Source organism: Bacteroides sp. 3_1_13 (assembly GCF_001185845.1).
Classification (GTDB): Bacteria; Bacteroidota; Bacteroidia; order Bacteroidales; family Bacteroidaceae; genus Bacteroides; species Bacteroides xylanisolvens.
Window position 1 is genome coordinate 2,171,243 of the sequence record NZ_KQ236956.1, and the last position, 12,791, is coordinate 2,184,033.

The 12,791-nt window shown below is 36.5% G+C and carries 9 protein-coding genes; 7 read left to right on the top strand and 2 right to left on the bottom strand.

Annotation, left to right across the window (positions count from 1 at the left end):
* Positions 1 to 4: 4 nt before the first annotated feature.
* Positions 5 to 643, bottom strand: a complete 639-nt coding sequence (locus HMPREF9009_RS21255) for an HU family DNA-binding protein (protein ID WP_008021253.1) — start codon at positions 641 to 643, stop codon at positions 5 to 7.
* 309 nt (positions 644 to 952) lie between these two features.
* On the opposite strand from HMPREF9009_RS21255, the gene HMPREF9009_RS21260 reads away from it, so the two are divergent.
* From HMPREF9009_RS21260 to HMPREF9009_RS24855, 6 genes are all read left to right on the top strand, one after another.
* Positions 953 to 2,278, top strand: coding sequence for a VapE domain-containing protein (locus HMPREF9009_RS21260; protein ID WP_049703197.1), 1,326 nt, complete (start codon positions 953 to 955; stop codon positions 2,276 to 2,278).
* Positions 2,279 to 2,469: 191 nt separating this feature from the next.
* Positions 2,470 to 5,439, top strand: a complete 2,970-nt coding sequence (locus HMPREF9009_RS21265) for a type I restriction endonuclease subunit R (protein ID WP_049703198.1) — start codon at positions 2,470 to 2,472, stop codon at positions 5,437 to 5,439.
* Positions 5,440 to 5,454: 15 nt separating this feature from the next.
* Positions 5,455 to 6,618, top strand: a complete 1,164-nt coding sequence (locus tag HMPREF9009_RS21270; RefSeq protein ID WP_049703199.1) for an AAA family ATPase — start codon at positions 5,455 to 5,457, stop codon at positions 6,616 to 6,618.
* A 2-nt stretch (positions 6,619 to 6,620) separates the two neighbouring features.
* A complete protein-coding gene (locus HMPREF9009_RS21275; protein WP_049703200.1) occupies positions 6,621 to 8,246 on the top strand; it encodes a type I restriction-modification system subunit M in 1,626 nt (541 codons plus the stop codon).
* A gap of 5 nt (positions 8,247 to 8,251) precedes the next feature.
* Entirely contained in the window at positions 8,252 to 9,280 is a 1,029-nt protein-coding gene (locus HMPREF9009_RS21280; RefSeq protein WP_049703201.1) for a virulence RhuM family protein, read from the top strand.
* A 12-nt stretch (positions 9,281 to 9,292) separates the two neighbouring features.
* On the top strand, positions 9,293 to 10,453 hold the full coding sequence (locus tag HMPREF9009_RS24855; RefSeq protein WP_053095324.1) for a restriction endonuclease subunit S: 1,161 nt from the start codon (positions 9,293 to 9,295) through the stop codon (positions 10,451 to 10,453).
* Here HMPREF9009_RS24855 and HMPREF9009_RS21290 read toward each other — a convergent pair.
* Positions 10,446 to 11,699: a restriction endonuclease subunit S gene (locus HMPREF9009_RS21290; RefSeq protein WP_083444228.1), complete on the bottom strand. Its 1,254-nt coding sequence runs from the start codon at positions 11,697 to 11,699 to the stop codon at positions 10,446 to 10,448. The genes HMPREF9009_RS24855 and HMPREF9009_RS21290 overlap by 8 nt on opposite strands.
* Before the next feature lie 103 nt (positions 11,700 to 11,802).
* On the opposite strand from HMPREF9009_RS21290, the gene HMPREF9009_RS21295 reads away from it, so the two are divergent.
* Positions 11,803 to 12,729: a tyrosine-type recombinase/integrase gene (locus HMPREF9009_RS21295; RefSeq protein WP_049703203.1), complete on the top strand. Its 927-nt coding sequence runs from the start codon at positions 11,803 to 11,805 to the stop codon at positions 12,727 to 12,729.
* The last annotated feature ends 62 nt before the right edge of the window (positions 12,730 to 12,791 follow it).

Below are 12,791 nucleotides of genomic sequence, written 5' to 3' on the forward strand. Positions count from 1 at the left end.
GTCATTACCGTGAAGGATGTGCCGCATCTCTGGATACGCCATAATAACCGGGAGCAGGCACATACATCGGCTGATTGCGCAAACCGATATTCACCAGTTTTCCTTCTCCACGCAAACGTACCAAATGCGTTTTGGCCGTAGTACGTGCCAAACCACACACTTCCTGAAAATCACGGCGGGTCATCATCTGATGTTCGGCAAAATATTCTTTCAACAGCATATCAATCTCCACCTCTGACACCTTCTCCGAATGACGGACATACTTGGACTGACTGGCGCGAACACCCACAAAATGTCCTTTCAGATTACTGTCAGGGCGAAATCGGACAGTTTTGAAAGCCACCTTATTAGTCTTATGCGGAGTGCTGCGAGTCACTTTCCCCGTAGCCTCCAAAGTGGGATAAAAATAACCGATCCCCTCGATATGCACTTCTTTTCCCTCACGCAACGACTCGCCAAGAATCTTCGATAAGTTATCAAGCACATTCTTTACATCGCCCACAGTCAACGAACTGTAGTCATGAATCTTGTAACAAAGAGTATCCGTATCCACCTTTCCATTCATAAAGATACGCGGATGCAACGCTGCTTCTTCTTCCGAAGAAGCATTAGGATTTTCATACCAATCAAACACAATAGCCATTACTTCTTATCAATTTAAATGTGTAACTTCATCATAGGACAACTTTAATCGGCTATTCGGACGACTGGAATCGGCTGTTCAGTCAACTATTGTCAGCCAACCGGACAACTCCAGTCGGCTTTTCCTAAACAAGCACTAAAGATACGATAAAGTAACGACTTATCCGCATAAGAAAGCTTGTTTTTCATTTCAGGAGAAAATAAACTTTTTCTTAGTTAAATACTTGCAAACCCCATATCTCATGTTATACCTTAGCAGCATCAACCGGTCGAAAAAACAACATTTATTCATTTAAAAAACAAGAAAAATATGAAGACATTAGAATATAACTCAAAACGTTTGGCGAAAAGAATACGGGTATTGATGAAAGAATCGTCAAACGTCATCGTTTCACCGAACATTTCAAAAGAAGAGCTCAAAATGCAAGAATTGCATGAGCAGGAAGCAGATAAGAAAGAAGTACATAAACAGGAAACACATAAGCAACCCGTCCTTCTGACGCAACAAGTGATCGACTTTTTAAAAGTGCGATATGATTTCCGCTACAACCTGCTCACCGAAGAAACTGAATTTCGGCCATTCGGCCAACGAGAAATTCCTTTCTGCCGCATAGACAAGCGAGAACTGAATACTTTCTGCCTGGAAGCCCACAAAGAAGGAATCAATTGCTGGGATAAGGACCTTCAAAGGTACATCTACTCTACCCTAGTGGAAAGCTACCATCCTTTCCGGCTTTATATGGACGAACTACCTATATGGGACGGAACGGACCGGCTGAAGTCTCTGGCGAAACGAGTATCTGACGCCCCTATATGGATAAAAAGCTTTCACACCTGGATGCTCGGACTTGCTGCCCAATGGCTGGGAGTGAATCAAACACAAGCAAACAGCGTAGCCCCGATACTTATCAGCGAAGAACAGGGACGCCATAAATCTACTTTCTGCCGTATGCTGATGCCACCACAACTAGCCCGTTATTATTCGGATAATCTGAAACTAACCGCACAAGGCAATCCCGAACGTCTCCTTGCCGAGATGGGATTACTAAACATGGACGAATTTGACAAATTCGGAGCACAAAAGATGCCATTACTGAAAAATCTGATGCAAATGTCCAGCCTCAACATCTGCAAAGCCTATCAGAAAAATTTCCGGTCACTACCTCGTATCGCTTCGTTCATCGGAACGAGCAACCGAACTGACTTACTATGTGATCCGACAGGCAGCCGCAGATTCATCTGCATTGAAGCGGAACATGATATTGACTGTACCGGAATTGAACATTCACAAACCTACGCCCAACTGAAAGAGGAATTGCTTGCAGGTGCCCGCCACTGGTTCAGCAAAGAGGAAGAACATACCTTACAGCGTCATAACAGCGCCTACTATCATGTCAACCCCATAGAAGACATTGTGCGCAACACATACGCGCCTGCCACGTTGGATGAACCGGATTGTCTGTCACTCTCCGCCGCCATCATTCATCAGGAATTGAAAAAGAAGTTCCCAGCCGTACTACGCAACTGCACTTCTATCCAGCTAGCACAAATCTTGACCGCAGCAGGTATCAGCCGACAGCATACGAGATTGGGGAATGTGTATTTGGTGAAGAGGGTGAAGGGTGGTGAAGAGTAAAAATAATGCCATTCATTCACAGGAAGTAGGTGTGAATGAACGGATAAGCTTTATGTGAAAAGAGTGGAGAACGATTTATAAAAATAAAGTACATTATTCAAGAACAAAAAAGTTTTAGAATCATCTCCGAGTATTTGGATATTATTCGTTATCTTTGAAAACTTTATTTCATTAATTAATATCAATTTGAGATGATGAGAGAAGCCCAAATAGAAGAACTATTTATAAAAAAGTTAGAAGAACTCAAATACTCCTATCGCAGAGATATTCGCGACAGAAACTCTCTTGAACAAAACTTCCGAGAAAAGTTTGAGTCTCTCAACCGGGTAAGGCTGACTGAAAACGAATTTGAACGGCTGAAAACCGAAATTATAACTCCTGATGTATTTGCCGCTTCGAAGTTGCTGCGTGAAAGGAATTATTTTCAACGTGAAGATGGCACTCCTCTACATTATACATTAGTGAACATAAAAGACTGGTGTAAGAATGAATATGAGGTTATCAACCAATTGAGAATAAATACAGGAAACAGTAACCATCGATATGATGTCATTATTCTTATTAATGGTATTCCGGTAGTTCAGGTCGAATTAAAAACATTAGACGTATCACCTAGGAAAGCAATACAACAAATTATTGATTACAAGAATGATGTTGGTAACGGTTATACCAACTCATTACTTTGTTTTATGCAATTATTTATTGTTAGTAATAGGAGTGACACCCGTTACTTTGCCAACAATCAAAATCAACATTTTAGTTTTGATGCCAACGAGCAATTTCTGCCTGTGTATCAACTTGCAAATGAGCGGAATAGAAAAATCAGACATTTAGACTCTTTTGCAGAACTATTTTTGCCCAAATGTACATTGGGAGAAATGATTAGCAAATATATAGTTTTGGTAGAAAGCGAGCAAAAACTATTAATTATGCGTCCCTACCAAATCTATGCAGTAAAAGCAATTGTAAACTGCATTCATCAAAATCGGGGTAACGGTTATATATGGCATACTACAGGTAGTGGAAAGACGCTTACTTCTTTCAAAGCCTCCACGTTATTAAAAGATAATCCGGACATAGAAAAATGTCTTTTCGTTGTTGACCGCAAAGACTTGGACAGGCAAACCCGTGAAGAGTTTAATAAGTTTCAAGAAGGAAGTGTAGAAGAAAACACCAATACCGAAACACTTGTAAGACGACTACTTTCTACAGATTATGCAGATAAAGTCATTGTAACGACTATCCAAAAGTTGGGTTTAGCATTGGACGGAAACCATAAAAAGAACTATAAAGAACGCTTAAATCCATTGAGTAAGAAACGAATGGTTTTCATCTTTGATGAATGTCACCGTTCACAATTTGGTGAGAATCATAAAGCTATTAAGGAATTCTTCCCTAATGCTCAATTGTTCGGCTTTACCGGAACACCTATTTTCAATGATAACGCAACACAAAAGACTATAGAAGATGAACATGCTTCCAACAAGACTACTAAAGATATTTTCGAAAAGGAACTGCATGCATACACTATTACAAATGCAATTGATGACAAAAACGTATTGCGTTTTCATGTAGAATATTTTAAAGGAAAAGGGAACATTAATCCTAAGCCGGGAGAAACCATTACTCAACAAGCAGTGATTGAGGCTATTATAGACAAGCACAATGCCGCAACCAATTCGAGGAAGTTTAATGCGATTCTGGCAACCGCTTCCATAAACAATGCCATAGAATATTATAATCTTTTCAAAGAAATCCAGAAACAAAAACAAAAAACAAACAAAGACTATCTACCTCTAAATATAGCCTGCGTTTTTTCACCTCCGGCAGAGGGTAATAAAGATATTCAGCAAATTCAGGAAGACTTGGAGCAAGAAAAAGAAGACAACAAGCAAAATCCTGATGAGAAGAAAGCAGCATTAAAGAGTATTATCAGGGATTATAATAAACAATACGGAACAAATCACAACATTAATGAGTTTGATTTGTATTACCAAGATGTACAAAAGCGCATCAAAGACCAACAATACAGTAATGCGGATTATCCTCACAAAAATAAAATTGATATCGTCATTGTAGTAGATATGCTACTTACGGGTTTTGACTCTAAATATCTCAACACTTTGTATGTAGATAAAAATCTAAGATATCATGGACTGATACAGGCTTTTTCACGTACCAACCGTGTACTAAACGATACTAAACCATACGGAAATATATTAGATTTCCGCCACCAGGAAAATGCCGTAAACGAAGCTATCGCTTTATTCTCAGGAGAAAAATCTAAAGAGCAGGCGAAAAAAATCTGGTTAGTTGATCCAGCTCCTGTAGTAATTGAAAAATATAAAGAAGCCGTAGCAGCTTTAGGTGATTTCATGCGACAAAATAATTTAGCCTGCGAACCTCAGGAAGTGTATAATTTGAAGGGGGATACTTCTCGAATCGCTTTTGTCAAAAATTTCAAGGAAGTACAGCGCTTAAAAACCCAGCTCGACCAATATACAGACTTAAACGAGGAACAACAAACTCAAATTGAAGAGATATTGCCTGAAAACACTTTCCGTTCATTTAAAAGTTCGTACATAGAAACGGCTAAGCAATTTAGGGAAATACAACAAAAAGGCGGCGATAACATTCCTGTAGATATACAGCAACTTGATTTTGAGTTTGTACTTTTTTCCTCAGCATTGATTGACTATGATTACATCATGGGACTAATTGCCGACAGCACTCAAAAGAAACCATCTAAACAAAAAATGACAAAAGCACAAATCATCAACCTGCTTTGTTCAAGCTCTAATATGATGGATGAACAAGAAGATTTAACTGAATACATAAAAAGTTTGGATTGGAATAATGGTCAAGATGTACAATCACTACATGATGGTTATAATGCTTTTAAGATAGAGAAAAATGAAAAAGAGCTATCCGATATCGCAAACAAACACGGACTAACCGCATCTGCCTTAAAAGATTTTACAGATAAAATTATGCAACGCATGATTTTCGACGGTGAAAAACTAACGGATCTCCTTGAACCGTTAGAACTAAGTTGGAAAGAACGCCGTACGAAAGAACTTGCATTGATGGCAGACTTAGTCCCTCACTTAAAAAAACAAGCTCAAGGACGTGAGATTTCAGGATTAGCTGCTTATGAATAACATGAAAAAAAGAATATGAGTAACCAACCTAAAATATATAAATATAAAGATTTGTCGGGATTAGCCGCAAGGTTACGTGGCGATCTGATTGAACACGATTTCGTCTTACTCTACGCTCATAATGGAACAGGGAAAACCCGTTTATCTATAGAATTCAAGAATAAAGGAAAAAAGAAAATAAATGGAGACACTCTCTATTTTAATGCTTTCACCGAAGATCTGTTTCATTGGGACAATGACTTAGAAAATGATATGGACCGTGTTCTTAAAATAAATGCTGATTCAAAATTCTTCAATGCATTTAAAGAATTGGCCTTAGAAGAGAAAATCTTCGCATACCTAGAACGTTATGCGGAATTTGACTTCAAATTTGATTATGAAAAATGGGAAATAAGCTTCAGCAAGCAGGTTCCCAATCCCAAACATAAGTTTAACAACAAAGAGCCTGAGTATATCATTCAGAACAATATTAAAATTTCTCGTGGCGAAGAGAATATTTTTATCTGGTGTATCTTTCTTGCCATCTGCGAACTGGCAATTGATGGTGCAGAAGCTTACAATTGGGTTGAATACATTTACATAGACGATCCAATCTCCTCGTTAGATGACAACAATGCTATTGCTGTAGCCAGTGATTTATCTCAGTTGTTGAAAAAAGGAAAAGATAAGGTCAAATCTGTTATTTCATCTCACCACAGCTTGTTTTTCAACGTCGTTTACAATGAATTAAAGCAAAAACCATGCAAACGATATTTCCTACATAAGAATGGAACTGACGGATATACTCTACAAGCAACTGACGAAACACCTTTTTTCCATCATATAGCCATATTGAGCGAACTCAAACAAGTGATGGAGTCGGGTAAAATCAATACATATCATTTCAATATGTTACGCAGTATTTTAGAAAAGACATCTACGTTCTTCGGATATGACGACTTTTCAAAATGTATTCATGGAGTAGAGGATGAAGTGCTTTACTCACGAGCACTAAACCTACTGAGCCATGGAAAGTATTCTATTTACGAACCTGTAGAAATGGGAGATGACAACAAAGTTCTTTTTATAAAGATATTGCGAGCGTTTTTGGATAAATATCAATTTGACTTACCTATTCTTCTAATTGAAGAAGAAAAAGAAGTGATTGATGCGATTAACAAAGAAAAAATGAGAAATTAAATATGACAGTACAAGATCAAAAACAATTAGGCAAAACCCTTTGGGAAATAGCAGACGGGTTGCGTGGAGCAATGAATGCAGATGACTTTCGCGATTATATGCTATCATTTCTTTTTCTACGCTATTTGTCTGATAATTACGAAGAAGCTGTAAAGAAAGAATTAGGGAGAGATTATCCTCAGTTGGAAGAAGCCAACAAACATAGAGCTTTGGGAATATGGTATAAAGCAAATGAAATGGACGTACCGGAATTTGAAAAACAAATGCGCCGTAAAGTTCATTATGTCATAAAACCTCAATATTTATGGAGTAATATTTCAGAAATGGCTCGTACTCAGAATGGAGAGTTGCTACAAACACTTGAAGAAGGCTTTAGATACATTGAAAATGAGTCATTTGAAAGTACTTTCCAAGGCTTATTTTCGGAAATAAACTTGAATTCGGAAAAGTTAGGCAGAACAGCCTCGGATAGAAATAAGAAACTTTGCACTATTATTCAAAAAATAGCAGAAGGAATTGCCAGATTCTCAACAGATACAGACATTTTAGGCGATGCTTATGAATATCTTATCGGTCAGTTTGCCGCAGGCTCGGGGAAAAAGGCCGGAGAGTTTTATACTCCGCAACAGCTATCAACTATTTTATCTAAAATTGTAATCTTAGATAGTCAAGACCCGGCATTAGGAGAAAAAAATAAATTAGACAGAGTATTGGATTTCGCATGTGGCTCCGGCTCCTTATTATTGAATGTTCGCAGACAGTTAGTGGAAACCGAAGGAAGTATAGGGAAAATATATGGACAAGAAAAGAATATTACCACCTACAACCTTGCCCGTATGAATATGCTGTTGCATGGACTCAAAGATACAGAATTCGAAATACACCATGGCGACACATTGATCAATGACTGGAATATTCTGAACGAAATGAATCCTGCAAAAAAGATGGAATTCGATGCTATCGTTGCAAATCCCCCTTTTAGCTTACGTTGGGAACCTACTGACACGCTAACAGAAGATTTCCGTTTCAAGAACTATGGCATTGCCCCTAAATCAGCTGCTGACTTTGCATTCTTATTGCACGGTTTCCATTTCTTGTCCAATGGAGGAACAATGGCTATCATACTCCCGCATGGGGTATTGTTTCGTAGTGGAGCAGAGGAACGTATCCGAACCAAACTACTGAAAGATAATAATATAGATACAGTGATAGGTTTACCTTCTAATCTGTTCTTTTCAACAGGGATTCCGGTTTGCATTTTAGTATTAAAGAAATGCAAGAAATTTGATGATGTTCTTTTCATCAATGCCAGCGAGCATTTTGAAAAAGATAAGAGACAAAATCGTCTACGAGAAGGAGAAGATGGCAAGCCTAATGATATTCAAAAAATCATAGAAACATATCAATTCCGAAAAGAGGAAGAACGATACTCCCGACGGGTATCTATGGACGAGATTGAACAAAACGGTTATAATCTTAATATTTCTCGGTACGTAAGCACGTTCAAAGAAGAAGAGCCCATTGACATACATGCAGTAATGGCTGAAATCAAAGAACTTGAAGCTAAACGAGCTGATTTAGACAAAGAAATAAATGTTTATCTGAAAGAACTTGGATTGATAGAGTAATAACGATGCCGAAGAATTTTGAAATAAAAAATAGTACAGCCGAGTTCCTCATGTTCGTGATGGAAGGTAAAGAAAACGGTGTACAAGTGACGTATAAAGACGAAACAATTTGGTGCACGCAGAAGGCAATGGCTACACTGTTTGATGTAGGTGTTCCTGCCATCAGTAAACACTTGAAGAATATCTTCGATACAGGTGAACTTTCAGAAAAATCAGTTATTTCCATTTTGGAAACAACTGCCTCAGATGGCAAATCCTATAAAACTTCTTTCTATTCGCTCGATGCTATTATTTCTGTTGGTTACCGTGTGAATTCCGTCCGTGCCACTCAATTCCGCCAATGGGCAACCTACATATTGCGACAATTTGCCATACGTGGTTATGTTATTGATAAAAAGCGAATGGAAAATGGTTCATTCATTGGTGAAGACTATTTCGAACATTTGCTTGCCGAAATTAGGGAGATAAGATTAAGCGAACGTCGTTTCTATCAGAAGTTGACCGATATATATGCTACAGCTATTGATTACAATAAGGATGCACCAACTACTCGTCTATTTTTTAAAAAAGTGCAAAACAAAATGCACTTTGCCGTACATGGTCATACAGCTACCGAACTAATAGTAGAGCGAGCCAATGCACAAAAAGAAAATATGGGATTGACAACCTGGGAAAATGCCCCTAACGGAAAAATTGTAAAACCTGATGTGAGTATAGCAAAAAATTATTTAAATGAATTAGAATTAGAAGATATGGGACGTTTGGTCAACGCTACTCTAGATATGGCTGAACGTATGGCAAAACGGCATATCCCTATGACTATGGAAGATTGGGCAAGACGAATAGATATTATTCTCGAAGCTGGAGATAATGCAGTATTGATTGATGCTGGTAAAGTTACCGCAGAGTTTGCTAAATCTTTTGCAGAATCAGAGTTCGAAAAATATCGAATTGTACAAGACAGGTTATTCTGTTCTGACTTTGATCGGTTTGATGACAACGACATCCTTTCATTCGATTTTAACCTTAAATGAAGAATAACAGTTATGGCAAATAATAACAATACAAAAAACCTCAATGTTCCAAATTTGAGATTCCCGGAGTTTAAGGGGGAATGGAAAGAAGCACCATTAACCAAGTATTTAGAATTCAAAAATGGATTAAACACTGATTCGAAGAAATTTGGGAAAGGAGTGAAATTTATATCGATTATGGATATACTCAACAATCAATATATTACTTACGATAACATTATAGGTTTAGTAAATGTTGATATTGAAATTCAAAAAAGATATGAAGTTAATTATGGTGACATTCTTTTCCAACGAAGTTCTGAAACTATTGAAGATATTGGTCGCGCAAATGTTTATTTAGATAATAAACCTGCTATTTTTGGTGGATTTGTAATTCGAGGAAAGAAAATAGGAAACTATTACCCTGAATTTTTCAAATATCTTTTAAGTAGTCCAACTGCTCGAAAAAAAGTAATTGTAAAAGGAGCGGGCTCACAACACTACAATATAGGACAAGAAGGATTATCTTCTATATTGTTACATTTTCCTCCTCTCCAAGAGCAAAATAAGATAGCTCAGTTTCTGTGTCTTTTAGATCATCGTATCGCTACCCAAAACAAAATAATTGAGAAATATGAATCTCTAATTAAAGGGATAAGATATTACATTTTAGAGGAATCTACACACTACAATTATTTAGGTAACTTATGTAATATCATTAAAGGACAGCAGGTTAATTTAGATAATCTATTGAAACATGGGAAATACTACGTTATGAATGGTGGTACGCAGCCTTCTGGATACTATAATTCATATAATACAGATGCAGGTACAATATCTATAAGTGAAGGGGGGAATTCGTGTGGGTATGTGCAGTATAATAAAGAAAACTTTTGGAGTGGTGGTCATTGTTATACACTCCAAAACATAAAGAGCGAACTGACTGAAAAATATTTATATCACTATTTGAAATCAAATGAAAAAATGATTATGGCTCTTAGGGTTGGTAGTGGTCTACCTAATATTCAAAAAAAAGATTTAATGTCATTACGGATCCCCATACCTACTAAAGAAAACCAAAAGAAAATTTCTTGTCTATTGGATTCTATTGAAGATAAAATATCTGTTGAAACGAATGTGTTGAAATATGCAATTAAACAGAAGAGCTATCTACTTCGCCAAATGTTTATATAAACATTTGGCGAAGTAGATAGCTCTTCTGTATTAGGTATAAGTTCAATATTTCCTTTTCATTTTTAATTTTCTCGTCTACTGCTGAAAGAAACGAAGCAATACGTGCCTGTTCTTCTATGCTGGGTAATGATATTTCCAACTTTATTAACTCAGATTTAGAGATATTATATCGCGTACTTCCCTGGGCAATCTTCACTACTTTATTTCTAAATGAAGAATCTCGAAAAAAATAACTTGCATATAGTGGACTTAAAACCTCAAATGATGAAAGTCTATATCCAAAGCAAAAGCTATTAAGATACATTTCATCTACCTCGTCTAATAAGACTGAAGACATTCCTATTTCATCAGGTGTTTCAGATGATACAGTGAAAAATACATCTCCATATTTTACGTTGTTCTGATTTTCACTATCTGATACATTAACCAATCCGCAATTTTGTATTTGTATTTGGGGAGAATCAAAGACTTGCTTATATTGAATGTATGGTTTTCCTATGCCAAAGTCCTCTTTGGCTTTCCCTGACAAACCACTAAATGTTTTGCCTATATTCTCAAATGATTTAGTTTTCCAACTAGGGAAATCATTTCCATCATTAGTTTTAAACCTCATTTTGAGGGAGAATAGTTTATTGCCTATCCCTTTAATTAGAGATTCATATTTCTCAATTATTTTGTTTTGGGTAGCGATACGATGATCAAGTAACCATAACAGAGCAGCAATTTTACTCTGTTCTTCTTTTGAAGGAACTCCGATAGAGATATCTTTAAAGTTCTTTGGACTAATCGAATATATTTTTGTTCCTTGGGATAGTCTTCTAATTTGACAACGAAAGATTTCCGAAGAAAAAGCATACCCTTTAAATCCATTAATGGTCAAGTTCTTTTTGTCTCTACCATGAATCGTATGTAATCCACATATTATATTCTTATTCTCACAACTTAAAAATTCAACAACTTTCCCAACATCGTTTGTATCTTCTGATGCATCTGCAAAAGCCACATCCCCATCTTTACAAAGAGTATAATTTTTAGGGATAAGCTCTTTCTTTATATTTGGTAAAGAACATTTAACCAACTCTATTTGAGTAGGAAGCCCTTTATGAATCAACCCGTAATGTAGATTGTAGATATTGTCTGTTCCATATTCTAACTGATCCCATGACAAAGAATTTGTTGGAAAGAATTCTAAAATATCTGAAACTTTATATTTTTTCCATTCCCCCTTAAACTCCGGGAATCTCAAATTTGGAACATCTAAAAAATCAAAAACAAAAAAGGAAATATCCCTTCATAAAATCCTTAATCCTTATCTTACAAGAATATTAATCTATTTAAATCATGAAAGCATGACAGCAAAAAAAACGATTAAAGAAATTACCATTATGTGGAAAGAAGACAAACGTAAATATGTGAAAAGCTCAACATATTCAGCGTATGCCCTAATCTTAGAAAATCACATACTTCCTATGTTTGGAAATAAGTATGAGTTACTCGAAAACGAAGTACAAGAGTTTGTCTTACAGAAACTTCAGAAAGGACTAAGCGCAAAAAGTGTAAAGGATATACTCATTGTACTAAAAATGGTAATGAAGTTTGGAGTAAAACTTGGTATATTGTCCCATCAGGATTGGTGCATCAAATTCCCGACACCACAGGAAAACAAACAACTAAATGTACTCAACATCGCTAATCACAAAGCAATATTGCAGTATATAAGTGAACACTTCACTTTCCGAAATTTAGGCATCTATATTTGTCTGACCACAGGAATGAGAATAGGTGAAATCTGCGCACTGACTTGGGATGATGTAGACATTGTCAATGGAGTAATATGCATTCGGAAAACCATTGAACGAATTTATATATTGGATGGTGAGAAAAGACATACGGAAATCATTATCGGCACACCTAAAACTCAGAATTCTATTCGTGACATTCCTATGAACAAGGAATTATTAAAGATGCTACGCCCGTTAAAAAAAATCGTAAATGGCAAGTTCTATGTACTTACTAATGAAGAGAAACCAACTGAGCCGCGTACCTATCGTAACTATTACAAACGAATGATGGAACAACTCAATATTCCCCCACTAAAATTTCACGGACTGCGCCACAGTTTCGCCACACGTTGCATTGAAAGCAATTGCGACTACAAAACTGTAAGTGTAATACTTGGACATTCAGATATCGCTACTACATTAAATCTCTATGTTCATCCAAACATGGAACAGAAGAAGCGATGCATTGATAAGGTTTTTAAATCTATCAAGTAATACGAAAATAGGATAAGTCTAGCAAGTATAGCACTTATCCTATAATCTTATATTCTTTAAAA